Genomic DNA, 26,804 nt, shown 5'->3' with positions numbered 1-26,804 from the left:
ACCTAAGGAGCATGGGTATGTTCACGAGATGGATCCGAACTCTCGGCCTCGCGTCGCTGGGCCTCGTCGCAATTGCACACGCCGGCGAGCCGGCCAGGTTGAGCGCGCAGGAGTCGAACGACCTGAGACAACTGATCGACAGCGCGCCGGAGCGCGGCGAAGCGGCGCTGATGGATCTGTCCGATCCCGCCAACGAGCGGGCCTATCGGGCCCTGCTGCGGCTCAACGGCCTCACGCCGGAGAACCGCCCGCACCTGTACCGGACGCTGGCGCAGGTCAAGGCATCGCATCTGGCCCTGCGCGCGAACGGCGAGGCGCTGCCGGCGCTGTCGCCGCGCAACGCCGCCTTCATCGGCGCCGACACCCCGAGCGACGACTACGCGGTACTGAACATCGGCACCAACGACTGGAAGACCATCGATTCCACCGCGTTCAGCACCATGTTCAACGGCTCGCACTACTCCAACACCATGGTCACGGTCACCAACGACCAGGGTGAGGTCATCAAGACCAATCATGCCGAGGAGTGGGACGGCGGCCGCGACATGGCCGTGGACAGCGGACTGGGCGAGAACAACACCGGCGGCGCGATCGACGCGCTGGGGGTCTATTACGGCGAGGACAACACCGGCAAGCCGTACGGCCCCGTCTACGCGGTCATGAGCGGTGGCTACTTTCCCAAGCAGATCAACAACGACAAGCCGGTCGTCACCACCACCAACGACCACATCGTGGTATGCCTGAACCGGGCCAATCCCGACCCGTCGGCGCCGACCGAATGCGACTACGGCCCCACCGACCCGGGCCACATGCCGCCGAACATCAAGTTCCCCTTCAAGGGGTCGGTGCAGTATTTCGGCAACATCGACGTGGACCCGGCCACCGGCAAGCCGGCCAAGGGCAGCTACAGCGTGTCGTTGTCGCTGACCGGGCGCACCACCGGCGGCAACTGCAAGCTGGTCGATATCGGCGAGTCGTTCATGAACGACCCGAACACCAAGGTCAACGGCAACACGATCACCTGGGACCTGGAGCCGGCCGACTTCGGAACGGTGTGCTGGCAGAACAACGAGTACTACACGCTGACGCTGGCGTTGATGCTCAATATCGAGAGAGTGCCGGTGTGGGCGACGATCACCAATGCGCCCAACACCAAACCCACGGTATCGACGCTCATCACCAAGGACCTGCAGCTGCAGTACGGCTGCATCGTCGAAGGCACGCCCATCCTGATGGCCGATGGCAGCCTCAAGGCGGTGGAGGACGTGCGCCGCGGCGATCGCCTGCGCGGTCGTGATGGCGGCCCGGTCGTGGTCGAGTGGCGCACCACGGGGTGGGATACCCGATCGGTGGAGCTCACCGACAGCGCGGGCAGGAACGTGCGGCTGACCCCGCTGCACCCGGTCGCTACCCGCGGCGGCATGGTCCAGGCGCGCGAATTGAAGGTCGGCGACGTCATCTACGGTCCCGACGGCGAGAGCCGCTTGGTCGAGGTGTCGATGCAGCAGGTGCCGCAGGCGTTCAACGTCTACAACCTGGGCGTGCTGGGCGGCGACGGCGCCTTCATCGCCGAGCGAGATGATGCCGCCTTCTTCGCCGGCTCCGTGCTGGTGGGCGATGCGGCGGTCCAGGGCGAACTGGCCCGCAAGCGCGCCGCGGCCGACCGTGCCGGCAGCCCGGCGCAGCTGCGCCATCGCGTTCCGGCCGCGTGGCACGCGGATTTCGACAACTGGGTGAAGGAACAAGCCGCCTCGGTGAAGCCATGAGCGGCGCGGGCAGGGACACCACCTCGCCGATGGTGATCACCTCGGCGAGCTATGACGGTTCGGCGGTCACGGTGGAGTGGGAGCCGTTCTCCGAATCGGGACTCTCCGGCTACATCGTCACGCTGCTGCAGGTCTCGGTCGGCATGAACAACGTGCCGGTCGACGACCCCGACGCCGTTTCCAAGACATTCGGGGTCCTGCTCAAGGCCGGCGACGAGTACCAGGTCTGGGTGACGCCGATCCTGCGTCCGGGATTTCCCGACACGGCCAACCAGAGCAACGTGGTTCCGATCCCGTATCCCCCCACCGATGCATCGCAAGGGAGTGCGAAATGACCATGCAGAATATCGGTTCACGGGCCGCCGCCCTGGCGCTGGCGACCCTGTTGGCGATGGCGCCATGGGCGCCATCGAAGGCGCAGGCGGACGCGGCGGCGATGGAATCCGGGCGGCTTGAGCCGGCGCCGCGGGCGCGTCTGCTCGATCTGGACGATCCGCTGCAGCAACGCGCCTATCGCGACCACCTGCGGCATGCCGGCGTTGCGGCGGACAGTCCGCTGTACCGGTGGACGGGCGCCGGTCAGCGGCGGGCCGGCATGAACCTGGCCACCAGAAACCAGGTCCTCACCCTGCTGGGATTCGGCAGCGACGACGCCGGCAAGACAGTGTCCAGCGGTGCCCTGTACGTCTCCGACGACGATGTCTACAAGATCACCCTGACCCTGATGGTGACCGGCCCGGGCGGCGCCGTCGTCGCGAGCGGCACGACCGAGGTCACCGAAAGTCCCTCGGCGGTGGTCAACGTCTCCGGAGGCGAGAACCCGGAGCAGCGTCCGCTCAACGCGCTGGCGACCGCGAGCGTGCTGTATTCGGACGGTTCGCATGACGTCTATTACGCCAGTGGCGACGTTGCCGGCTATCCGACCCGGGTCGAGAACCAGGCCCCGGCGCTCAATGCCGAGGCACCCGACAACACCGACGTGCAGGTGTGCATCAATCGCGCCACCGCCGCCGGAGCGCCCGCGCCGGCCTGCAACTTCGTGCTTGCGGCGATCGACTCGCCGCCCCCGCTGCAGTTGCCGGTGGCCGGGGCGGCGGTGTTCGACGGCGATATCGACGTCGACGGCTCGGGCAAGCCGAGCAATGCCAGCGCGACGCTGGTGATGCTGGCGCCGGACGGGACCGCCTCGTGCCGGATCGCCCAACTGGACGATGCCTTCTTCGACGACCCGGGGACGCGGGTCGAGGGAGACACGCTGAGCTGGTCGTTCGATCCGCTGCGCTTCGACAACGGTTGCGCGATCGCCACCGGGGCGTACGACTTCTCGCTGGTCGTCTCGGTGCGCGTGCAGGGACGCCCGGCCTGGGCCACGGTGAGCAGCCAGATCGACGAGGACACCGTCACCGCGCGCGAGATCCCGCCGGTGCAGGTGGTCGCCGGCTGCATCGCCAAGGGCACCCGGGTCACCCTCGCTTCCGGCGTCGCCCGGGCGGTGGAGCAGCTGAAGGTGGGGGACCGGGTCCAGAGCGAGGGCGGCGACCTGGAGATCGCCGCCATTGCCTCGGGCATGCGCGAGGCGTCGGTGACGCTGACGCTGGCCGGCGGTCAGAGCGTGCAGGTCAGCACCATCCACGCGATTCCGACCCGGCGTGGCATCGTCCAGGCGCAGGAGCTGCGGCTGGGCGACGAGTTGACCACCAGCCGCGGGACGTCACCGGTGACCCGCATCGTCGCCGAGGTGTTGCCCGAACCGCTGCAGGTCTACGACCTGGTCCTGACGCCGGCGCGGGTGTCGCCGAAGCAGGGGGCGACCTACTTCGCCGGCGGCATCCTGGTCGGCGACGGTGCGATGAAGGCGGCATTGGCCGGGGCGAAAGCGGAAGCAGAGGAGCAGCATCCATGAGCGCCAAGAACACGGACAACGATACCCGCAGCGCCGGCGGTTCCACCGCGGCCGCGGAGCAACCGATGGTGGTCACCTCGACCTCCTACGAGGCCGATGTCGTCACCGTGAACTGGGAGGCGGTGAACTACAACGGGGGCGAGGGCTTCGTCATCGGCATCATCACCGGCGCCACCCGGCTCAACAATTTCGAGGTCGGCGATCCCGCCGCGACCGGCAATCAGGTCGACTTCACCTGCGATCCGGGCGGGGTCTACACCGTCGTGGTCGAGCCCATCATCCGGGGCCGGCCCAAGGATTCGTTGAGCTCGACCCCGGTGGGGATTCCATACCCCTGATCCGAGCGGCCTGATCCGGCCGGCCCGATCTGTCCGGCCGGATCAGGCCGGGCCACCGCCTTCCCCGACGGGAGGGCGGCGGCAGGACGTTCAGGCCACCTGTCCGCTGAAGGTCAGCACCAGGTAGATCCCGACCAGCCTGGCCGGGTCCAGGCGGTCCCCCAGCTTCAGTTCGGCGGGGATGTCGGAGCGCTTCACCTGCAGGACCCAGTTCGCCGCCGCGTCCAGCTCCACGTCGAGCGAAGTCGCCACCGAAATGGTGTCCTTGGCGAAGGTCAGCGGGGTCGGGTCGGCCTCGCCCGGCACCGACAGCGTGACCGGCATCGGGCCGACGAAGGTGGTGTGCTCGACCACCAGCTGCAGGTAGGCGCCCGACAGCGATACCGCCCCGTCGATGTTGAACGGGAACAGGTTGCGCGGCACGCGGAACTGCAGGGTCTGCACGGTGTCGTCCGCGGCGGGGTTCATGAAGGCGTACCACGCGCCGGTGTACTGGCTCAGCTCCAGCAGGCGACCGCCGGCGATGTCGGTGGGGAGCATGTCGGTCACGGTCTTGCGGAACCCGGGGCCGCCGGCCTGCGCGGTGTAGTCGATCTGCAGGATCACGTCCGAGATCGTGCCCAGGTCGAAGCCGTTGTTGCGCTGGGGCATGTCCAGCTGCCATTGCGACACCGCACCGGTGCCCTCGAAGGGCGCGTAGCGGTCTTCGCCGGACTCCACGCCCGCGCCATCGTCGTCGATCGCGCGCGACACGGCGATCTGCTGCTGGCCGCGCCAGTTCAAGCGCAGCGCGCCGTCGACCGGCGTCGAGGTCTCCTCGCCGAGCAGGAAGGCGACCGCCTCCGGATCGTCCTTCATCAGGATCGTGTTGCTGGTCTGGGTCAACAGGCCGTGCAGGTCCTGGTACGGTCCCACGACCGAGGGCACGGTGACCTTCAGGCCCTGGATCCGGCGACAGTAGTGGCCCGGGTAGTCCAGGTCGAACAGCAGTTCGCTCAATCCGAAGCTGCAGGTGCCGGTGTTCTGGAGATCCAGCAGGGCCTTCGGGTTGAGGTCGCGCAGCGAGACGGTCTTGCTGATGCTCAGGCGTCGCGTGTTGCCGGACAGGAAGCTGCTTTCCATCTGGCTCAGCCCCAGCAGCAGGCCCTCGCCCGCCAGCAGACCCTTGCGCCCGCTGTCCCAGTAGCGGAAGTCGACGAAGGTGGCGTCGCTGTCCATCTCGTACTGGTAGGCCCGCTGGGCCGCCATCGCCAGCTCGAAGGCGAGCTTGTAGGTCTGGAAGTACAGTGTGGACAGCCGCGATGACATCCAGTTGTACAGCTCAGCGTTGGTGAACTTCTCGGTCAGGAAGCGCTCGGTGTCGTCGGCCTGGCTGATCTGCAGACCGTTCAACTGCAGATCGCGCTGGGCCATCGTCACCCGCGCCTGCGCGGCGGCGATCTGGCTCTGTTGCTGGCTGGCCTCGTAGCCGGCCAGCTGCGCCTGCAGCGACCACTCCTGGCTGCGGCGCTGGTAGCCGGCCAGCACCGAACTGAGGGAGGAGGCGAAATCGAAGTTGCGCGAGATCGTGTCGAAGATCGCCGAGGCGGCATCGAAGGCGAAGCCGATCTGGATGCCGCCGTAGGTCATCGCGAACGGCGAGCCCGCGTTCGGGATCAGGTGGGCGGCGCTGGACATGGCCCGCATGACGCCGGACTGGGTCTGGAACACGTTGGCCAGCGCCATCATCGCGATGTTGACCTCCTCGGCCGGCGACAGTCCCTCGTCGATCAGGTTCGCGTAGTAGTTCTGGCGGTAGACCGCCGAGGCATAGGAGGTCTGCAGACCGGCCAGGGATTGCTCGGCATCGATGACCTGCTGTTCCTTCATCTGCGTGCCGAGGCTGAGTACGGCACGCTCCTGCACGTTCTGCAGCAGCGCCAGCGCCTCGGCATCCTTCTTCTCCAGCGCCGCCAGCAGCGAGCCGCCGAAGCCGATCAGGGTCTGGGTCAGCGACTTGGCCCGTTCCAGCATGGTGCGGAAGCGGTAGTTCGGCGCCGCCGCCGGACTGTGGTCCATCACTTCCGGCAGCTGTCCCCCGTTCCTGGCGACCGCCGCGACCAGGACGTTGGGGTCGATCGGCGGCTGGTAGAACGGCAGTTGCCGGACCACGCCGGCCAGGTTCATGCAATGGCGCAGCTTGTAGAGGCGGTCCTCGATGCGCGACCAGTAGGCGACCAGGTCGGCGTTTTCGCCGACGCCGAAATAGGTCTGCATCAGGTTGAACGGGGCCGGGTTGTACTGGAACCGGGCCGGCGGTGCGGGCGGCAACGCGGTCTCCAGCTCGATCAGGAACTGCGGGATGTCGTCGCCGTAGGTGTCGAGGATGTCCTGGAAGTTGAGCGGCGCCGGCGTCGGCATGGTGCCGCGTTCGCGCGGCCTGGGTCCGAGCAGGTCGTAGGCCATCAGGTACAGCAGCAGCGCCTGGTTGAGCGACTCGCGCGTATCCAGCGCGAACTGCGCGTCGCCCCAGTCCAGCAGGTTGTCGATGTAGTGCATCACCATCGTCTTCCTGAAGGCGCTGGGACGCAGGTCCGCCACCGAATACGGATCGAACGGGTGCTTGTTCCAGCGCAGGATCGCCGCGTCGTCGGACAACTCCTGCGACAACGACGGCATCGAGGTGTCCTCGCGGAACGGCTGGAACTGCCAGAACACCGCCGGCTGCGGCGCATCCGGGTCCTGCACCGCGGCGGTGGGATCGAACACGAAGTCGTACCAGCGCTGCGCCTCGGCGAAACGCTGGTTGGCGCTGAGCATCGTCGCCAGCAGGAACGGGATATGGAAGAAGACTTCCTCGAAGTACGGCCGGTACGCGCCCTTGAAATCGACCTGTCCGCCGCAGAGCACGTCCGGCGGAATCGTGTTCGGCGGCGGCGGCATGCCGCCGCCCTGCGGCTCGCAGGTTGCGGTGATGTTCGGCGTGGAGCTGTAGAAACGGGTGAAGCACAGCGAGCCCGGTCCCGGCGCGACCTGGGTGGCGTTGGACAGCAGGGCCTCGATGCCGCCGGAGAACAGCGCCCGGTTCATGTGTCCGACCGCGCCCGTGCTCAGGCGGGTGAACTGCACCACCGCGTCCTGCACGTTGATCGGTTCGTCGCTGTAGGCGGCGCAGCTCAGCGACACCTCGTCCGGACCGTCGGCCAGGGACAGCGCGTTCGGCGCCATGCTGACGATCTTCTCGATCTGCTTGAAGGTGACCTCGGTGGTCACCGCCAGGAACGCTTCGTCGCCGTTGTCGAAGACCCACCAGCCGGGCATGTTGGCCACGCCGATCACCTGGGCCTGACGGGACAGGCTGTACAGGCAGGAGGTGGTGACGCCGCCGGCATACACGCGCTCGTAGTAGTCCGAGCCTTCCGAGAGCATGTTGTCGATCAGCACGTTCTGGCTGGGAATCAGCCGGAACGTGTTCTCGTACGCGGTGGCGCCGAAGGGTTGCGGCGCGCCGTCGTGGTCCTGGAAGAAGGCCCACGCTTCGCTGATGGAGAGGGTGTCGTCGAGCACGGCCACCGGCAGCAATTGCACCGAGCCCGGGGTGCCGGCGGGTACCGCATTGGCGACCCGTGAGGCGTTGTAGACGCTTTCGTTGAGCTGGAGGCGGTCGGCGGCGGGGTCGTTCCTGTCGGGCGGGTTCAGTGTCGAGGTGGTCTTGGCCTCGTAGGCATTGCCGAAGGCCACCACCAGGCGTTCGGACATCCCGGGCGCGTTCGGCACCACGGTGACGTAGGGCCGGTACCAGTACGGCTGGCCGACATCGATGCCCGACAGCGGGTCGTCGCTGTTCGTGCTCAGCAACGAGGTCGAGTAGGTGTCCGGCATCGCGTCGAACACGATGCCGCTCAGCACCGGCTGCGGCGCGGTCCAGGTCTTGTCCAGACGCTGGTAGGAATAGCGGATCGAACCGCGCAGGCTGCTGACGTTCTCCTGGCTGGTGCCCTCCATAAGGCCGATGCTGGCCTCCTCGGTCTCCACCCAGAACAGGAACAGGCGGCCGAAGGCGTGGACCGGGGTGACGCTGGGCGCGGGGATCTTGAGGTCGATCTTGTGCCAGGCCGACCAGATCACGCCGTCCTCCATCGTCCGCAGGTAGTAGCCGAACGGTTCGTCCGCGGTGCGGCCGACCATGATCAGCTGGTCGACCAGCTCGCCGGTATCCGGGTCGGGCGCGGTGCAGTAGACCGAGCCGACCGTCTGCAGCTTGGCCAGCTCGTCCAGCGAGGTCAGGTACTGGGTGAAGGCGCTGGTCACCGCCGCATCGGTGATCTCGCCCTGCTGCAACTGTTCCAGCAGGGTCGAGAACAGCGGCGTGCGGGCGCGCCTGAGGGTGGGATCGATGTAGCTCTCGGGATAGATGAAGACCTTGCGGTTGGCTTCCCACAGGCGGTAGCTGGACATCCAGCTCCAGGTCAGGTCGGAGATCTCGGCGCTGGTCACGCCCGGCTCCAGCGCCATGCGGCAGCGCTGCAGATACATCTGCGCGGCCAGGGTCAGCTCCAGGATCGGTGTGGTGGTATTGCAACTGCCCGACTCCACGTCCATCAGCAGGTATTCGCTCAGCCCCTGCGGCGAATCGATCATCGAAATGTCCGGACGCAACAGCAGCACCGCCAGCGCCACCAGCGCGTCGCGGCGATTGGCCGCCACCGCGTCGACCGCCGGCCGCGACATCTCGGCCCAGGCGGCGTCCCCGTACTTGGCCTTGAGCATGTCCAGCGCCGATTGCGCCAGTCGAGCCCAGCGGGCCCAGGCCGAGGCGTCGCCTCCGGAGAAGGTCGGCAACGGCATTCGCGGGTAGCGGGCGCTGGATGCCAGCGCCAGCATCGACTCCAGCTCCACGCCGGAGTTGTCCGCGCTGTTGAAGCACACGCGCATGCGGTCGAGACCGGGCAGGCTGTTGAAGCCCTCGTTGCTGCCCCACAGCGCCTCGATCAACGCCGCGGACTGCTCGACCGGCCAGCCGGTGACCACCTGCAGGGACTGCAGCTTCACGTACGGCGGCTGCATCGGCGCCATCAGATAGCCGGCGATCATGAAGCCGGTGGTCGAGAACGCCCTGATCAGGCGCGCATAGGTCGCCAGCAGGTACAGGTCCTTGAGATTGGGGTGGGCGAGGTCGACGAAGCCGAACGCCACCGGGATCAGGCAGGCGGTTTCCATGTCCGCGGCCTCGATGCCCAGCTTGCCGGCCGCATAGGCCAGGCGATCGGCATTGACCAGCGCATCGACCACCGCGCCGATGTCGGTCGGCGGCGTCAGCAGGATCTGCTGCGGCACGCCCAGTTCGCCCAGGGTGAGCGAGGTCACCGCCTGGGCCATCTCGACCTCGTCTTCGTACAGCAACGACAGCTGGGTATAGATGCCCAGCAACTGCTCGCCCAGCGCGTCGCCGACGACCGCGATGGTGTGGACGATGTCGCCACTGGCCTGCAGCAGCACGTCCTGCACGGCATCGATCTTGGATTTCTGCTTGGGATCGCCCGGGAACAGGAACGACAGGTCGGTGTCCGGCGTGACCTCGGCGGTCAGCACGTTGTCGGCCAGGATGCCGTTGGCGTTCAGCTCGGCATGGGCCTGTTCGGCATCGGCCTGGGTAAGCGGGCGGACCTGCAGCGCCTTCACGGTGACCGGGAACAGCGGCGCCACCGCGCCGAACTGCGGCGGGCTGGACAGCAGCACCACACCGTTGGCGTCGATGCAGCCGGCCTTGACGAAGGCCTTGAACAGGTTCGCCGAGCGCTCCGGATCGATGTTGTCGAACACGAAGGAGTGCGGTTCCAGCAGCCAGGCCTTGCCGAGGGTGCGCAGGGTGGACAGGAAGGACGGGATCGTCTGCGGGTCGAGGGCGCCGGGCAGCTTGCCCAGCACCGGGCCGTTGGTGATGTAGCCGATGTCGTCCAGCGACAGCCCGGCCTGGTCCGCCGCATCCTTGAACGCGACCAGCGCGGCCACCGCTTCCAGCGTCCCGGGTATCCCGTCGCCCAGCAGTTCGATGGCCTGCATCAGCGCCGGGAATTTCAGTTTGAGCGCGCGCGCCAGCCGCGCCAGCGCGTAGAAGCGCGACAACCTGGGAACGTCGAGCAGGATCGGCGCTGGACCGCCGACGGCGGCGGCCAGCTGCCGCACATCGGCCTCGCTCAGTCGCAGCGCGCCGGCAAGCCAGGCGAGGACACGCCGGCTGTCGCCATCGTCGGCGTTGGGCGACCATTCGATCGGATCGGAGGTGAACAGCGGATTGTCGGCGTAGCGGGGGCGGTACGGCGAGCCGTCCTCCAGCACGCGGGTGACGTTGAAGACACGGTCGAACAGGTCGAGCGGGCGGACGTCGCTGCCGCGACCGTAGGTCTTGACCGTCGCGAACAGGCCGCAGGCCTCATCCAGGGACAGGGACAGGCGTTCCTGCAGGCGTGCCAGCAGTGCGAGCTGGGGCAGGGCGGCCTCGTCGAGGTTGCCGCCTGCCGCGCAGGCGATCGCCCAGTCGAGGTCGGCCAGCGGCCAGGCGCAGCTGGCCGCCAGGCGCAGGAAGCGGTTGATGCGATCCAGGCGGTCCAGGCTCAGGCCGGTCAGCAGGTCCAGGCTGTAGTTGGCGTCGGTCAGGTCGCTGAGCACCGCGACCGGCGCGCCGCCGTCGGTCGCGTTGATGTAGAAGCGGCCCGCCAGGCCGGCGGCGATCTCATCGGGGCTCAGGTTCTGGCTCAGCAGGTCGCAGACGCCGGGCGTGTCGACCCCGGTCACCTTCGAGAACACCGCCAGTTGCGCCACGCTCTGGGGCGGATAGGCCTGCGCCGCCACGCCGGTCTGGTCGGCGGGCCAGGGCGTGTCGACGCTGATCGTGGTCGCGCTGTCGACGCTGTTGATCACCCGCAGGGTGCCGCCGACGTTCACCACCCAGCCGACGACCGCGTCGGTGAATCCGCTGCCGGTCATCGCCAGCTGGTCCTTGGCGACCGAGACCTCGCCCAGGTCGGTGGCCAGCGCGATGGGCGAGGGCGCGTCGGACCCGGCCGGCAGGCCGTAGTACTGGGCCAGCGTATCGGCGGTGGTGTCCGCGGTGACGACGATGGCGCGCTGCTCGCTGCTCAGCGCCAGCAGCTCGCTGGCGACATCGACCGGCTGCGGCATGTCCGCGCTTCCGCCGTCCTGGGCGAGGAAGTCCTCGTACACCGAGGCCAGCGACTGGCCGTCGATGCCCAGGGTGGCGCGCAGGCCGAGCAGGTGCAGGTTCTGCGGCAGGAAGAACGGAAACACCCGGGTCGCGATCGCGTAGTCGGTGTCGGCGCCGAGCGCGCCGCTCAGGCGCTTGGAGATGACCTCGTTGATGATGGCGACCTTGGACACCGGGTCGAGCGCGTTCGCGCAGGTCAGCGGCGTGCTGAACATGTCCGGCCGCCGGGTGGCGAGCTTGTACGCGTCGGCGATGCCGGGGTTCTCGGCGACGATGGTCTCCTCGATCACCCGCATCAGGTCGACGAAATACGCCGAGGGGCCCAGCACCGACTGGCACTCCGGCACCTTCATGTAGTCCAGGGTGCCGAACAGGTCGGTGTAGCTGGGCAGGTCGGCCACCGCCTCGACCAGTTCGTCGCCGGGCTGCAGATAGCGGTTGTCGCGCACGTGCGGTGCCAACTGGTCGCGCAGTCGCGCCCATGCGTGGGTGACCCGGGCCTGGATGCCGCGGGCCTCGTCGTGCACGCGCGCGGCTTCGTCGGCCGAGCCCAGGCAATCGGTGTACTCGCTGATGAAGCGGCGCCGCGGCACCGCCGCGACATGATGCGCGCTGGTCAGCCCTCGCGCCTTCAGGGTGTCGGCGCCGGCGGGCGCGACGCCGATCTGGGCCATGCGCTGGTAGTGATGCAACGAGGCCCGCGCGGCCGCGTGCTCGTCGCCGTCGAGTCCCAGCCGGGCCAGGGTGTCGCGGTCCCACAGGTTCAGCGCGAGCAGGTCCTGGCCGGACCGGGCGGCCGGCAGGGCGGCCAGGGTGGGGTGGGCGTGGGCGATCTCCGAGAGCGCTACGCGCAACTTGGTTGCGGGCCGGCGTGCGCCGACGGGAGTGCCTGGAACGGAGGAGTCGAGCATGGCGAACCTCGTTGCATGGGGCAGAAGAAGGGGACGGCGCGGGCCGCGGGGCCGCGCCGTCAGTAGAGATTGGTCGACGGGTAGCCGTGGCCGCCGGACTGATTGGGGAAGAACGTCGGCGACGGTTGCGGCGACCACAGCAGCATCGGCTGCTGAGGAGGGGCGTAGCCCTGGACCACCGGCTGCGTGAACGACGATTGCGGAATCGAGCTGAGCAGCGTCGAGAAGCTCGGCAGCAACGGCTGCGTCGTGAAGACCGGCTGCGGCGGCGGGGGCTTGAACGCATCCATCGGATCGTCGCCTTTCAGCGTCCTCAGCCCCTGCCAGTGCAGCAGCAGACCGGTGTAGGCGGGCAGTTCTGTGGTGTAGATGTTGCCGAACTTGGCCGCGCCGACGGTGTGGAACGCGCCCTCGTGCTGGCCGACCACGCCGTAGCTGCTTCCGCCGCGCGAGAGCGCCCACAGGTTGCTTGCGCTGGTGGCGTATTCGGGCAGGAACTGCTTCTTGGCGCCGTGGTGCAGCTCCACGGTCCGGTAGAAATCGTCGGAGGCGACGATGTCGCCCATCTCGGTGTCGTTCATCGCCCGGGTGAAGTACGGCGAGCGCATCTTCGTGTAGGACTTGATGCCGCCGGTGTCGTCGTCCACGCCGGCGTTGCCCTGGGCGGTGCGGAACACGCTGAGCAATTCCGGGTTGGATGCGATGTGCAGCGGCTTGAACTTCTCGAACATCGACAGCACGCGGTATTCGAGCTGCGGCGACAGGCGCGCGTCGTAGCTGCCGGTCGCCTCGGAGTTGTACTTGTATACGTAGTCGTTGATGTCCTGGGCCAGCTGCTGATAGGCGTCGGATTCGCTCTGGCTCAGGTAGCGGTAGTTGCTCTCGAAGGTGCTGAACGCCGTGGTCGTCCCCGACGGCGGCACGTTGATCTTGGCCCTGCAGCCGCCGCTGGGGTCGACATACGACAACGGGTTGCAGCCGACGTACTGGTACAGGTTGGGGCTGTCGACCGGTCCGTTGGGATCGGGGCTGAGCCATCGCGCCAGCCAGGTCACGTAGTAGCGGTCGCCGAAGAAGTACAGCCCGGTGGCGTCGTCGCATTCCTTGCCGCAGAAGCGGTAATCCTTGAGCTCGACCTCGGTCTGCGAGTTGCCGGCGATGATCGCGGTGCCGCCGTAGGGGAAGTACTCCTCGTAGCTGATCACCGAGCCGTCGGCCTCCACCTCCAGCGCCGCGGAGCCGGTGACGGTGGCGAGCTGGAACCGCCATTGCGGCGAGCGGCCGTCGCTGGCGGGCCAGTGGTAGGCCATCAACAGGCGGCCACCGCCTTCGCCCACCGATATGCCGGTGCGCACGACCTCGGGCGGACCGGATACGGGCAGCTCGCGGACCAGTTCGCAGCCGTCCAGATAGACCTTGTCCTCCACCTGCAGGCCGCCGGCGGTGAGGCGCTGGGTGACCCGCCGCACGCGTTGGCCGGCGCTGTTGTAGACGTAGTACTGCGCATCGTCGTCGTCGCCGCTACGGGCGATCGTCACCGCGCGGTGCGGCTTGTTGCGCCAGTCCCAGTCCATCGAGCGCAGATGCTCGAAGTCGACCATGTTGCCGTTGGCGTCGTAGGCCGCATCGGGATCGGCCCCGCTTCCATCGCCGTCGTCGAGGACCACGCGGTTGGAGGATTCCGACACCGAGTACCGGCGCGTCCATGACAGGCCCGACTCCGGTGTGGTGTGCTCCAGCAGGGTCAGGTTGCCCGAGTCGTCGTACCTGTAGCTTTCCTGGTAGGGCACCAGCTTGGTGGCGTCGGTGGGGTTGTCCGGGCACAGCGGGATATACACGCTCTGCTTGAAACCGGTGCGGTAGCTGTCCGCGCCGATCGCCGGGTTCTCGCGACCGCTGGCCTGGCGCAGGCGATAGATCGCGTCGTAGCCGTAGTCCTGGCGCGGTCCGATCTGGGACTGGTTGCAGAACACCAGCGGCACCGTGGCGTCCTCGGCGCAGGTGACGTTGCCCACCGGGTCGTAGGTGTAGGCGATCCGCTGCAGCGCCTTGCCGTCGCCGCGCCGCGAGGTGTCGATGCCCAGCAGCCGGCCGGTGCTGTCCTCATAGCGGCGAACCGCGAGCAGGTCGCTGCCCAGCTGCGCGGAGGCGCGCTTGCCTTCCGGCGAGTAGACCGCCTGCGCGAGCACCTGGCTGGGTGCCGTGGCCCCGGCCAGGGTCAGGTCGGCGGAGGCCATCCATCCGATCGCGTAGTAGTCGTTCCGTTGCCGGCTGCCGTCGGCGCAGGTCTTGTCGATCAACTGTTCGAAGGCGTTGCGCTCGCTGAGCGTGGTGCGTGCCGGTTCCAGCGCGACGGTCTTGCCCGGCGACCAGTCGACCTCGTCGACGTAGTCCACGCGCAGCTGGAAACGGCTGCTGACCGGCTTGCCGCCCAGGTCGAACGGGCCTTCGCTGAGCACGCCGGAGGCGTCGCGCAGCTCGACGCGCCGGCCGATCGAGTTGGTGGCGGCATCGGTGCCGTAGCTCAGTCGCTCCACGACCTGCTGCAGGCCGAGCGCGCCATCCACGTAGATCCCGGTGATCCGGTTCATGGCGTCGTAGTCGCGGCGCGAATGCACACCGCGGCCGTCCCATTGATGGACCAGGCGTCCCAGCGCGTCGTTGAAGGCGATGCGGGTTCCCGAGTCCATGCTGTCCAGCGACATGGTGTTGCCGGCCAGGTCGTAGCCGCTGACGATGTTCCACACCGGCGGATCGCCGGCGGCGTTGCGGGCGCTGAAGCGCGGGTCGGCCAGCGCCAGCGTGCGGCCGTCCAGATCGAGCACGCTGGCGGTCACCATCGACTGGATCTGCGGTGCGTCCGTGCTCCGATTGCGCTGCTCCAGGTCGACCACGCGTCCGAGCGGGTCCAGCCATTGGGTCAGGTAGGTATCGGCGAAGAATGCGGCCTGCTCGAGCGCGCGACGTTCGTCGGCGAATTCCGGCGAGGTATCGCCGATATGGGCCAGGTAGTAGGGCGAGGTCGGCACCGTGTCGTCCAGGTCCCACTGCTCGCCGGTCCAGGCGCGATAGACGTTGCGTGCGATGAAGCCCTTGGCGGTCAGGGTCTCCACGACCCGTCCCTGGGCATCGCGCCAGTCGGTGTCGTACCACTGGCCGCGATCGCCGGTGAATGCGGCCGTGTCGCCGAACCGGGGCAGCCAGCGCTTCACCGCCTGGCCCTGCACATCCAGCTGTACCTGATCGTTGCAGACCCAGGCGTCCTGTTCATGTCCGCAGGCCGCCGCTTCGACCCGGGTCCTGGTTTCCAGGCCACGGCCAAGCGCATCGCTGTAGCTCGCCACCAGCTTCAGGCGCGAGGACTGCCCGGACGCCAGCTGGCTGACATGCAGTTGGCGGGCCACGCTGAGCACCACCGGGGGCTGTCCGCTGCCGATGCCGTAGTCGTAATAGAAGTACCCGGTCATCTGCTGCAGGTAGGCGGCCGGGTCGGCCAGTACCTCGTCGATTCCGGTCGCGGTCCTGGGGACGTAGCCGGACAGGTCGCCGTCGCCCTGGCGGGTGCCGCCCGCGGGCGCATGAAAGCGTGTGGCGACGACCACCCGGCCCAGTGCGTCGGGCAGTACCTGGTCGACGACGCCGTTGACGTCGGTCAGCGTCGTGGCCTGCAAGGTCTGATAGTCCGGCACCGCCCGTGCGGTGCCGTCGGCGTTGGTGATCGAGACCGGCAGCAGCGCGTAGGGATCGTAGCCCACGCTGACGCTGTTGCCGGCCGCGTCGGTGGCGCTCACGGGGCGGTGGAAGCCGGTGGCGTCGGTATAGCGGGTGATGTCGCCCGGCGCCCACCAGAAGTCGCCATCGCGTTGCAGGAAGCCTTCGTCCTGCAACTGTTCCGCGCTCAGGCGATCGCCATAGGTCTGCGCCACCATGCCGATGCTCATGCGTGTGGCGAGCGCGTGGTGCAGCAGTCCCGGCCAGGCGACGCTGCCGAACGGCAGCGCTTGCGCCTGCGCCGCGTCCCAGTAGATCTGGCGCGTGTCCAGGCGCAGGCGGGCCTGCGGTTGCGCGCCGGAGAAGGTCTGTTCCGGCGGGATGACGTGCTGCAGCGCGGTCCGCGTCCGCGCGAGCACCGTGTCGAAATCCAGCCAGCCGCCGGCCGTGGGCGCGACCTGGCCCAATTGGTAGGCGATGTCCTCCAGTGCCGGCACGATGAAGGCGTCGCCGTGCTCCAGCGGCGCGGCGAACCTGGATTGCCGGGCGGTCGCCAGCGCCTCGGTCTGGAACGCCGGCCAGGCGGTGGCGGGCACGCCGTTGGAGGTGTTGCCGCGCCGGTTGGCGACCTCGACCGCAAGCAGCACGTGGCCGTAGGCATCCACCTCCAGGGTGAACTGCTGGCTGATGCGCGGATCCTGCGCGTCGCGCTCATAGACCGCGGTGACGGTCTCGCGCGCCGACACCTGAAACACCGCGTCGTGATCGCCGCTGCCCGGCTGCACTTCGTCCAGGGTGTAGCTGTTGCCGATCACGGTGAACGGCCGGTCCTCCTGCGGGCCGCCATCCAGCCCATAGCTCTCGCTGCGCAGGACCTGTCCCTTCAGCGCGCGCTGGGCGACCCGCAGAAGTGCGGCGTCGGGTGGCGCCTCGAGGGTGCGGATGGCGCTGTCCGGCGGCGCCGGTTGCCGGCCGGCCTCGCCGTGCCAGTAGTCGCGCAGGTATTGCAGGGTCAGCAGGTCGCCGTCGACGAAGGCGCCGGTGGCGTACCAGGTCCGGGTATGCGCGGTGGGGGCGAAGGCCTGGCCGTCGACGGTCTGCTCGGTCCAGCGTTCGACCTGGCCGAATCCGCGGAACGATTGGGCGACCGGATCGTAGTAGCCGTCGTGATACGCCAGCCGCAGGGTGTCGCGTGCGTCGGAGAACGGTTCCGTGCGGACCACCCGGGTCAGCACCTGGACCGGGAACGGCAGCGTGCAGGGCCACGGTCGGCCGGCGAGGGCGTCGTCCAGGGCGAACCGGCTCGAACTGGCGTAGGTCAGTTCGGTGCTGGCGCCCAGGTCGTTGCGAACGGCGCAAAGCAGCCAGGGCTTGCGTCCCCCGGTGAAGTCGATCAGCCACTGCCCCTGGGTGGCGGTGCCCAGCAGCAGGTCGTGGCTGCCGCCGCCGAGCAGATCGGCGCTGCCGGCATAGCTGAGCTGCGAATAGGCCGCCGGCAACTCCACCGTCACCGGCTCGGCGAAGCCGTCGCCGGCCAGATTGAGGTAGACATGGGCCTGCCGTTCGCCGAAGTAGATCAGGTCCGCGCCGCCGGAGCCGCTGATGTCCGCCAGCCGCAACCGGCTGGCGTCGAATCCGCCGGGAAAGACCGGCGCGGCATCGAACAGCACCCGCGCGCCGAACCGTCCGTAGCCCAGGCTCGGCCAGCACTCCACGCTGCCGTCGCGGATGCGGACGATGTGCGCGCCGCCGTCGCCGATGAGATCGGCGAAGTCCACCAGCTCCGTCTGCGACGAAGTGCGCGGGTCGGGCACGCCCGCCTCCAGGACCAGCTCCACCGGCTCGCCATAGCCTTCCTCGCCCCTGCCGGGATACCAGCGCAACGACGCGTCCTGCATCACCAGCAGGTCGGTCAGCCCGCTGCCGCTCAGATCGACGTACTGGGCCGCGGCGGTGGCCGATTCCGGCGCCCATTGCGGAAAGGCCTGGAACGCGCTCCAGCCCGAGTTGCGCCGGTACCGGTAATAGCCGGCCTGGCCGCTCTCGGCCACCACGCAGTCCAGCTGTCCATTGCCCTGCAGACTGGTCAGCAACTGCCGTCCGCTCGATACGTCGCGCTGCACCGGCATCGCCTGCGGGGTGAGCGCCGCCGCGAAGCGTCCATCGCCCAGGTTGCGCCAGAACTGGCAGGCCGACGGGGTGCTGAAGAGCAGCCCCGGCAGGCCTTCGCCCAACAGGTCGGCGACGATCAACTCGCCCTGCGACAACGGCGCCGGGAAGCTGCCCCGTGCCGGCGCCACCGGTTGGAAGCGCTGGCGCGCCGGTTCGAATGGCTGGTAGTCCAGGGCGATCCCCGGCACCTCCAGCATCGTGCATCCGCCGTCGTCGTGGCGATAGCCCCGCTGCACGGCCCGATCGAGCACCGACAGGCCGTCCTGCACGGCGTGGCTCAGCACGGTCGCCGCGACCAGGCAGGGCTGCGCGCCGAGCTCGGGCAGCGCGTGGAACATCAGCACGCCACGGCACAGGCGATAGGTGCGGATCTCGAATCCGCTGCGGTAGCTGGAGAACGGGTCCGGCCGCGCGGGCCAGGTGCGTACCGGCGCATACGGGTCGGGATTGGCGGCCGAGATGTCGTACTCGCCGTAGTCGAACACCACCCGCATCGCGTAGGCCAGGCCGCCCTGGCCGTCGTCGTAGGCGCCGTAGCGGATCTCGGCGATATACCGGTTCGCACGGTGATCGCGTCCCGCGTTGCTGGGCACGGAAGGAATGTTGTCGCCGTCCTCGGCCTTGTAGCGGTACTCGACGCGATCGCCCAGGGCGGTGAGCGAATACTCGATCAACCAGCTGAGCACCCGCGCGGGCGCGTCCGGGTCGGCGATGCGGGCGGCCGGATCCGCGCCCAGCACCGCCACGCTGCCGTCGGCGCTGGCGATGCGCCAATGCTCGTCGTTGTCGCTCAGCCGTCGCCAGCGCTCGAAGCGGGTCCCGTCGCCGTCCACGCGCTTGCGGTAGCGCCGCACCTCATAGTCGATGCCGTGGGCGGAGCGCGGCGAGACGATCGGCCGCCACTGGTCGCCGGCCTGTTCCAGGGCCGGCACCAGCACTTCGCCATCGGCGATGAACTCGTCGCTGTCGTCGTATCGCGGGATGCCGGCGTCGGTCCGTCGCGAGATCCGGGGCAGGGCCAGCTCGAAGCCAAGGCCGAACGCGCCGTTGCTCCCGCCGCTGGTGTAGCCCAGCACCAACTGCGGGGTGACTTCCCTGCACTCGGAGGCGGGAACCGGGATCCGGAAAGTCGCCGCCCCGGTGAAGTCGTCGGCGGCATAGCTCTCGCCCATGCCACGGACGGCTCCGCCGCCGGCGGGCGTGGACAGTTTCGGCAACTCGATCGTGCTTGCCATGAGGCGCTCCCTGCCTGGCAACAGTCACTTCAGTCACTAGTTCCCGCATCCGCTGGAAGGATCGGGCGTCCCCGGCGGCAGCAGTCCTTGCCGCTTGCCGGGACCATAGCATGGGGCCAGAGCCGCGAACGTCACGCCGGCATCATCGCGGAGACTCGTCGTCGGACAGGTGTCGGCAAGCGCTCACGACGGAGAACCAGCGGTCCGGAGGCCTCCGTCGGGAGCGCTCGCCAGGTCGGGTGACGCGTGGGGGTGTACTCCCGGGGAGTATCCTCTATATACTGTACCCCAGTATTGTTTATTGGCCGGAGCCGTCGCATGCCGCACTCGCCGGAAGAAAAGAAGAAGGTGCTGGCGCGGATCCGCCGGATCCGTGGCCAGACCGAGGCGCTGGAGCGCGCGCTGGAGGGCGGTGCCGAGTGCGGGGCGGTGTTGCAGCAGATCGCCGCCATCCGTGGCGCGGTCAACGGACTGATGTCGGAGGTGCTGGAGTCGCACATCCGCGAGGAGTTCAGTCATGCCGCCGCCTCCGAACAACAGCGGGGTGCCCGCGTCGGCGAGGTCACCGCGTTGATCCGCGCCTATCTCAAATAACCCCCGTCCAACATCCCGGCCGATGCGTCCGCATCGGCCTCATGCACACATACATGCACACGAACATGCATACGAACATGCACATGAACCAGGAGTCGCCATGAAGAGCCGTGCCGCCGTTGCTTTCGAAGCCGGAAAGCCCCTGCAGATCGTCGAACTCGACGTCGAGCCGCCGCGCAAGGGCGAAGTGCTGGTCAAGATCAGCCACACCGGTGTCTGCCACACCGATGCCTTCACCCTGTCCGGCGACGATCCCGAAGGCCTGTTCCCGGCCGTGCTCGGCCACGAGGGCGCCGGCGTCGTGGTCGAGGTCGGCGAGGGCGTGACCAGCCTGAAGCCGGGCGATCATGTGATCCCGCTGTACACCGCCGAGTGCGGCGAGTGCCTGTTCTGCAAGTCGGGCAAGACCAACCTGTGCACTTCGGTGCGCGCGACCCAGGGCAAGGGTGTGATGCCCGACGGCACCACCCGCTTCTCCTACAACGGCCAGCCGGTGCATCACTACATGGGCTGCTCGACCTTCAGCGAGTACACCGTGGTCGCCGAGGTCTCGCTGGCGAAGGTCAATCCCGAGGCCAACCCCGAGCAGGTCTGCCTGCTGGGCTGTGGCGTGACCACCGGCATCGGCGCGGTCCACAACACCGCCAAGGTGCAGGAGGGCGACAGCGTCGCGGTGTTCGGACTGGGCGGAATCGGGCTGGCGGTGATCCAGGGCGCGCGCCAGGCCAAGGCCGGGCGGATCATCGCGGTCGACACCAACCCGGACAAGTTCGCGATGGCGAAGCAGATGGGCGCGACCGACTGCGTCAATCCGAAGGACCACGACAAGCCGATCCAGGAGGTCATCGTCGAGATGACCGGTTGGGGCGTCGACCATTCGTTCGAGTGCATCGGCAACGTCAACGTGATGCGCGCGGCACTGGAATGCGCGCACCGTGGCTGGGGCCAGTCGGTGGTCATCGGCGTCGCCGGGGCCGGCCAGGAGATCAGCACGCGGCCGTTCCAACTGGTGACCGGGCGCAAGTGGATGGGCACCGCGTTCGGCGGAGTCAAGGGCCGCAGCCAGCTGCCGGGCATGGTCGAACAGGCGATGGCCGGCGAGATCCAGCTGGCCCCGTTCGTGACCCACACCCTGCCGCTGGAGCGGATCAACGAGGCCTTCGACCTGATGCACGAGGGCAAGTCGATTCGCACCGTGATCCACTACTGACCCCGTCCGCCTGCTCCCGCTCAAGGGAGGCGCATCGGCAGGATTGCCTGTTTCGACGGCGCAGCCGCCCCGTGAGGGGGAGCCACATGGATGTGACGAATCCATGTGCCCCGGGGCGGTGCGGGTATCCGCGGCCGCCGTCATCCCAAGCTTCTGCAGCCCACTCGCGCGCATTCACTCCGCCGCCGGAAGAAACGGAAAAGAAAAGCGAGAACCTCAATGCAACGCATCGAATCCCATGCCTGCTTCGGCGGCACCCAGGAAGTCTGGCAACACCGGTCCGGCGTGCTCGGTTGCGAGATGCGCTATGGCATCTACCTGCCGCCGCAGGCCGCCGATGGGGACTGCCCGGTGCTGTACTGGCTGTCGGGGCTGACCTGCAACGAGCAGAACTTCATCACCAAGGCCGGCGCGCAGCGCTACGCCGCCGAGCATGGCGTGATCCTGGTCGCGCCGGACACCAGTCCGCGCGGCGAGGGCGTGGCCGATGCCGACAGCTACGACCTCGGCCAGGGTGCGGGCTTCTACCTCAACGCGACCCAGTCGCCGTGGGCCGCCCACTACCGCATGCACGACTACGTGGTCGATGAGCTGCCGGCGTTGGTCGACGCGCATTTCCCGACCACCACCGCGCGCGCGATCAGCGGTCATTCGATGGGCGGACACGGCGCTCTGGTCGCCGCGTTGCGCCATCCGGGACGCTACCGCAGCGTGTCGGCGTTCTCGCCGATCGTCGCGCCGACCCGGGTGCCGTGGGGCCACAAGGCGTTCGGCGCCTACCTGGGGCTGGATTCGGAGAGCTGGCGCGAATGGGATGCCTGCGAGCTGATCATCGGCGCCCGGCCCGGCACCGACCGGTTGCCGTTGCGGGTCGACCAGGGCGAGGCCGACGAATTCCTCGACAGTCAGCTGCAACCGACCCGGTTGCAGGCTGCCTGCGAGGCCGCCGGGCATCCGCTCGACCTGCGCATGCGCGCCGGCCACGACCACAGCTACTACTTCATCGCCAGCTTCATCGGCGAACACATCGCGCTTCACGCGCAGGCGCTGCGCGGTTGAGAACGCGGGCATGGCTCAGGCCGCGCGAATGGGCGGCCTGAGCGTGCCGTAGCGGGCGTGTTGGCGTCAGCGCGCCATTTCCGCCTGTTGCGCGGTCTGCTGCTGTACCTGCACGGCGTCCTGCTGCTCGCGGGCCGGGTCCATGCGCTCGCGATGCGCGGCGACCTCGCGGTCCCATCCGGCCCGCGAGGCCGGATCGACCTCGCCGGCCAGCAGCCGGTCCAATCGCTGATGGGCATCGGCGGCGGCCGCTGACGAGTAGGCCGGAGCGGCATTGTCCACGCCGGCCCGGGTCTGTTCCCCGGCCGTCGGAGCCTGGCGGCCCTGCAGATGTTCGCGCGCGGTCTGTTCGACTTCCCGGATGCGCTGATCGAGGCTCGGCAACACCGTGTCCGGCATCGAGTGGCGCGCGGTGGCTTCGCCCGCGGCTTCCCCCACCTGGCCGAGGAAGCGCCGGGTGCTCAGCAGATTGACCACGCCTGGCACGGTCCTGGGGTCGTGCAGGGCGACCGCCGTTGTCACCCCGGTCGCCGTGCCGCCGACCATCGCACCATACGCGGGCGCCTGCCGGCCGGTCTGGCACAGGGCGTCGCCGCCGCGATCGAGCGCCTGGTCGACCTCGGCGCCGTGGCGTTCGTAGCGATTGCGGACCTGTTCGCCGATATCGCGGCCGAGCCCGCTGGCCCGGTCGCCGAGCTCGCGCGATCCGGTCCGGGCCGATTCCGCGGATTCGCGCCCCTCGCGCAGGTCGCTGACGGCCTCGGCGATACGGCGACGCTGCGCCTGCTCGCCGGCCTGTTCGATACGCTCGGCGCTGTCGCGCAAACGCTCGCCGAGCGAGTCGGGCAGCCAGTCGCCGATGCCGCGCAGGGCACCGGACTTCAGGTCCGCCCGGGTCTTCTCCAGGTAGCCCTCGGCCAGGTTGATCGTGGCACTGATTCTCGACCCCGCCTCGTGGGTCTGGGCAACGACCTCGCCGCCCCAGCGTATCGCGGTTCCGGAGGCCTCGCCGACGAAGCGCGCCGAGCCGTCGCCGGCCGCGCCCAGGGTCATGTTGTAACTGCGATACAGATCGCCGACGCCGTCCATCGAGCGGCCGGTCGAACAGAAGGTCCATTCGATGCCTTCGCCGGCACGCTGGCCCGCGCGCGCACCGTAGGCGGCCACATGCAGGCTGGTCAGCAGTGGCGCCGCATCCGGAATCAGTTCGCGCAGCGAGGGAATGTCATCGCGTGCGACCGGGCCGGTGTCGCCGTTGGTCATCGCCGCCAGTCGCGGCTGTTCCTGGCCGGCGGCCAGCGGCAGCTCGCGCAACAACTGCGCGGTGCCGCGCTCGGATATCCGCTCCAGGAAGGCTTCGACGACCGGGTGCGACGACGGCGAAATCTGGCTGCTCATGTACTGCTGGAGCAGGGCGCGTGTCTGCGGCAACTCACGACTCAGCTCGGCCGTCTCGCGGATCACCCCGGCCAATTGTGCGTTCTGAAGGGACCGCAACGAGCTCAGGTTCTCCTGGACGCCGTCGGTCAGCACCTCGCCCTCGACCTGGTAGGCGCGGACGGTGCGGTCGGTGTCGTGGGCGCGAACCTCCGGGTTCTCGCGGACGAAGCGCGCGATGGTCTCAGGGTGCAGCCCGGCAGAATTGAAGGTGGTGGACGGGGCGCCGGTCACCGCCGACATCGCCGAACTCATGCCGCCGCCGAGCGAATGGCCGGCGGTTTCGAATTCCAGACCGGCACGCTGCAAGCGTGCGCCCAGATCCATCGTGCGGTCGTAGTAGTCGGTCTGCAACCCGACCGACTGCGGGAAGTTGTTGCCGATGAAGTCCTCCGCCGTGCTGTCGACCAGGCCGTCGGCCGTCATCACCTCGCCGCGCGAACCCTTGAACACCACGGTGGGCTGGTAGCCGGGGCCGAGTACACCCGCGTCGGGCAGATAGATCTCGGCACGAAACTTGGAATCGGGCGGCTGCAGCAGCCTGAGCAACTCGTCGCTGCTGTAGTCGCCAAGCCGAGGCGTCAACGAGCGTAACTCGTCCAGGTGTTCACTGGCGCGTTTCCAGCCGGGCGGCGGCTCGCCCTGGTGCATGGCGGCGGCATAGACATCGTCGGCCAGTCCCGCCATTTCGCGGTCGTGATAGAGCTGGCGCAGGGCATCGGCCTGGCGCCGGGTCTCCGGGTTGTCCTGGGCCCGCAATTCCCCAAGCAGGGCCTGGCGCTCACGGTGTTCGGCAGGGGTCGACATCGAATTCTTCCTTGGTGTCGGTCATGGTGCTGCCGGGGCCGGGCAGCGGAATATCCTTCTCCTCGGTCGGGCAGCCGAAGTCCGCGCGGGTCTTGCGAATGGTGTCGGACATCCTTTCCGGTTGCGGATAACCGTGCTCAAGCAGCCAGAGCTGGCATTTGCGCTGCCATCGGCGGCCGTTGGCTGTCTTTGCAGGGTACCAGTAGATATCATCGATAACCTGTGACTGTGGAGGCGGCAGCATGCGGTTGTGGTCGGCCGGGTCCATCGGGTCGGCACCGTGCTCGAGCAGCCAGTAGACCTTGTCGAAGTTGGCGAAGGCAGCGTAGTTGCCGGTGATCGAGGCCCCCGGACTGGCCCGGCCGGTGACCTTGGCGCCATGCTCGACCAGCATCTGGATCGACGACCAGGGCGCGCCGTTGACCTTGGCGTAGTACAGCATCGTTTCGATACCCCGGGTCGGGGTATTCGGATCGGCGCCGTGCTCCAGCAGCAGCGTGAGATAGGTCTGGTCTTCCAGCGGGGCGGCGACCTGCAATGCGGTAATGCCGAGGAAATAGGTGCCGCCGCTGCCGTCCTCGTACTTTGTGACACGTTGGTCGGGACTGCGCGCGTTCGGGTCGGCGCCGTTGTCCAGCATTGCCTTCAGCCCCTCGGGGCTGCGGGTCAGCACCGGCCAGGCAATCAGCGGAAGACGGTCGTTCTGCTTGCCGAAGAACAGATCCGGGTCGACGCCTTCCTCGCGCATGAGCCGGCGCACTTCATCGGCCTGGTTGAGCTCGGCCGCCACCGCCAGCGCCTGCGCCCGCGGGTCGTCGAAGACGCCCGCCGCCCGTTGCCGCGCCAACGCCTCGGGCGTGCTCGGCAGCCCCGCCCAGCAGCCTGTCAGCAGGCCATACAGCAGCAGACTGCACAGCAGCCTGCCGATCCATCCGTGATAAGCGCTTGTGGGCGTCATGTCCGCGTTCGCAGGGAGATCCGCCGGCTACGATAGGGTGGCCGCATGTCGAATATCAACGTGCGCGCCTGCGCGGACAAGTCCGTGAGCGTTGTTCACCGGGCGATACGCATGCGATACGCGCATCGACCCGGTTGCGATCGCTGGCCAGGCGGCAGTCGGCGCGGCGGCGAGCTGTCCCTTTCTGCATATCGCCTGCGATGCGAAGGCGGGGTATCGTTGCGCGCATCCACAGGTGACAGGCGGTGCCAATGTCCAACGAAGACCTGGTCTTCTACGTCAAGCTCCACGTCAAGCCCGAGCGCGTCGATGAGTGGCGCGAGGCGGTGACGGAGATCATCGAGAAGATGTCGCGGGAAGACAGCTTCGTGTCCTGCCAGCTGCACCGCGACGCGCAGGATCCGAACCTGTTCACGCTCTACGAGCGCTGGCGCGAACCCTCGGTCGAGGTGTTCCTGCAACGCCAGGCCAAGCCGTATCGCGAAGCTTACGAGGCGCGGCTGCCGGAACTGTTGCAGCGGCCGCGCGAACCCGCCGTGCTGGTGCCGCTTGGCGAATGGCACCGGCGCGACTGAACCGCTCAGCCAGGAGATCACATGCCCAACGACCGCACGATCAACTACATCGAATTCGCCGCCGCCGACCTGGAGACGGTCAAGGACTTCTACTCGAAGGCATTCGGCTGGCGTTTCACCGACTATGGTCCGGACTACACCGCCTTCAACGACGGCGGAACCGACGGCGGTTTCTACCGTGCGCCACTCAGCTCCAGTGCCGCCGCCGGCGCCGCTCTCGTGGTGCTGTATGCCGATGATCTGGAGGCGACGCTGGAGACGGTGACTGCCTGCGGCGGCAAGGTGATCAAGCCGATCTTCGCGTTCCCGGGGGGGCGTCGTTTCCATTTCGCCGATCCGGCCGGCAACGAGCTGGCGGTGTGGTCGGATCGTGGCGGCTGATCGCGGCGGGCACATCCGCCTACGCGATGCAGTGGCCGACGACCTGGCCCTGCTGCGCCATTGGGACGAACAACCGCACGTGGTCGCGGCCGACCCCAACGACGACTGGGGCTGGGAAACCGAGCTGCAGCGTCGCCCCGACTGGCGTGAACTGCTGATCGCCGAGGTCGATGAGGGCGAAGGCTGGCGGCCGCTGGGCTTCATCCAGATCATCGACCCCGCGCGCGAGGACGGCCACTACTGGGGCGACGTCCCCGCCGACCTGAGGGCGATCGACATCTGGATAGGCGAGGCCGCCGATCTCGGTCGCGGGTTCGGCACCGAGATGATGCGGCAGGCGCTGGCGCGCTGCTTTGCCGCGGACGGCGTGGCGGCGGTGCTGATCGACCCGTTGGCCTCGAACACCCGTGCGCACGCGTTCTACCAGCGCCTCGGTTTCCGTTTCGTGGAACGGCGCTGGTTCGGCGATGACGACTGCCACGTCTACCGCCTCGACCGCGGCGACTGGTCGCGACAAGGCGTGTAGGAGCGGCGTAAGCCGCG

General features: G+C 68.3%; 14 protein-coding genes. 10 read left to right on the top strand and 4 right to left on the bottom strand.

What is annotated here, in order from left to right; translation table 11 throughout:
• The first annotated feature begins 98 nt into the window (after positions 1–98).
• From C9I47_RS16285 to C9I47_RS16270, 4 genes are read left to right on the top strand one after another with little or no spacing between them, the layout of a single operon-like run.
• Entirely contained in the window at positions 99–1,766 is a 1,668-nt protein-coding gene (locus tag C9I47_RS16285; RefSeq protein WP_111267699.1) for a Hint domain-containing protein, read from the top strand.
• Positions 1,763–2,101, top strand: coding sequence for a hypothetical protein (locus C9I47_RS16280; RefSeq protein ID WP_111267698.1), 339 nt, complete (start codon positions 1,763–1,765; stop codon positions 2,099–2,101). The genes C9I47_RS16285 and C9I47_RS16280 overlap by 4 nt, the downstream gene beginning before the upstream one ends.
• Positions 2,098–3,669, top strand: coding sequence for a hypothetical protein (locus tag C9I47_RS16275; RefSeq protein WP_190238544.1), 1,572 nt, complete (start codon positions 2,098–2,100; stop codon positions 3,667–3,669). The genes C9I47_RS16280 and C9I47_RS16275 overlap by 4 nt, the downstream gene beginning before the upstream one ends.
• A complete protein-coding gene (locus C9I47_RS16270; protein ID WP_111267696.1) occupies positions 3,666–4,007 on the top strand; it encodes a hypothetical protein in 342 nt (113 codons plus the stop codon). The genes C9I47_RS16275 and C9I47_RS16270 overlap by 4 nt, the downstream gene beginning before the upstream one ends.
• A gap of 90 nt (positions 4,008–4,097) precedes the next feature.
• Here the strand turns inward: C9I47_RS16270 and C9I47_RS16265 are convergent, their stop codons facing one another.
• Positions 4,098–12,065, bottom strand: a complete 7,968-nt coding sequence (locus C9I47_RS16265) for a Tc toxin subunit A-related protein (RefSeq protein ID WP_190238543.1) — start codon at positions 12,063–12,065, stop codon at positions 4,098–4,100.
• Between the two features lie 116 nt (positions 12,066–12,181).
• Complete coding sequence (locus C9I47_RS16260; protein WP_111267694.1) at positions 12,182–19,240, bottom strand: SpvB/TcaC N-terminal domain-containing protein; 7,059 nt, start codon at positions 19,238–19,240, stop codon at positions 12,182–12,184.
• A gap of 318 nt (positions 19,241–19,558) precedes the next feature.
• On the opposite strand from C9I47_RS16260, the gene frmR reads away from it, so the two are divergent.
• From frmR to fghA, 3 genes are all read left to right on the top strand, one after another.
• Positions 19,559–19,834, top strand: coding sequence for a formaldehyde-responsive transcriptional repressor FrmR (frmR, locus tag C9I47_RS16255; RefSeq protein ID WP_111267693.1), 276 nt, complete (start codon positions 19,559–19,561; stop codon positions 19,832–19,834).
• A 100-nt stretch (positions 19,835–19,934) separates the two neighbouring features.
• Complete coding sequence (locus C9I47_RS16250; RefSeq protein ID WP_111267692.1) at positions 19,935–21,044, top strand: S-(hydroxymethyl)glutathione dehydrogenase/class III alcohol dehydrogenase; 1,110 nt, start codon at positions 19,935–19,937, stop codon at positions 21,042–21,044.
• Positions 21,045–21,263: 219 nt separating this feature from the next.
• Positions 21,264–22,103, top strand: coding sequence for an S-formylglutathione hydrolase (gene fghA / locus C9I47_RS16245; protein WP_111267691.1), 840 nt, complete (start codon positions 21,264–21,266; stop codon positions 22,101–22,103).
• 66 nt (positions 22,104–22,169) lie between these two features.
• Here the strand turns inward: fghA and C9I47_RS16240 are convergent, their stop codons facing one another.
• Together C9I47_RS16240 and C9I47_RS16235 are read right to left on the bottom strand one after the other, a co-directional pair.
• Positions 22,170–24,347, bottom strand: a complete 2,178-nt coding sequence (locus tag C9I47_RS16240; protein ID WP_111267690.1) for a phospholipase — start codon at positions 24,345–24,347, stop codon at positions 22,170–22,172.
• Positions 24,322–25,305 carry an ankyrin repeat domain-containing protein gene (locus tag C9I47_RS16235; protein ID WP_111267689.1) on the bottom strand — a complete coding sequence of 328 codons (984 nt, stop codon included), beginning with the start codon at positions 25,303–25,305 and terminating at the stop codon, positions 24,322–24,324. The genes C9I47_RS16240 and C9I47_RS16235 overlap by 26 nt, the downstream gene beginning before the upstream one ends.
• Positions 25,306–25,556: 251 nt before the next feature.
• On the opposite strand from C9I47_RS16235, the gene C9I47_RS16230 reads away from it, so the two are divergent.
• From C9I47_RS16230 to C9I47_RS16220, 3 genes are read left to right on the top strand one after another with little or no spacing between them, the layout of a single operon-like run.
• On the top strand, positions 25,557–25,880 hold the full coding sequence (locus C9I47_RS16230) for a putative quinol monooxygenase (RefSeq protein ID WP_111267688.1): 324 nt from the start codon (positions 25,557–25,559) through the stop codon (positions 25,878–25,880).
• A 21-nt stretch (positions 25,881–25,901) separates the two neighbouring features.
• Complete coding sequence (locus C9I47_RS16225) at positions 25,902–26,261, top strand: VOC family protein (protein ID WP_111267687.1); 360 nt, start codon at positions 25,902–25,904, stop codon at positions 26,259–26,261.
• Positions 26,251–26,787: a GNAT family N-acetyltransferase gene (locus C9I47_RS16220; RefSeq protein ID WP_223250188.1), complete on the top strand. Its 537-nt coding sequence runs from the start codon at positions 26,251–26,253 to the stop codon at positions 26,785–26,787. The genes C9I47_RS16225 and C9I47_RS16220 overlap by 11 nt, the downstream gene beginning before the upstream one ends.
• Positions 26,788–26,804 lie beyond the last annotated feature (17 nt).

This window comes from Marilutibacter maris, assembly GCF_003233695.1.
Lineage (GTDB): Bacteria > Pseudomonadota > Gammaproteobacteria > Xanthomonadales > Xanthomonadaceae > Marilutibacter > Marilutibacter maris.
Note: the sequence above shows the minus strand (reverse complement) of the source record. Positions and strands in the feature narration are given on the sequence as shown.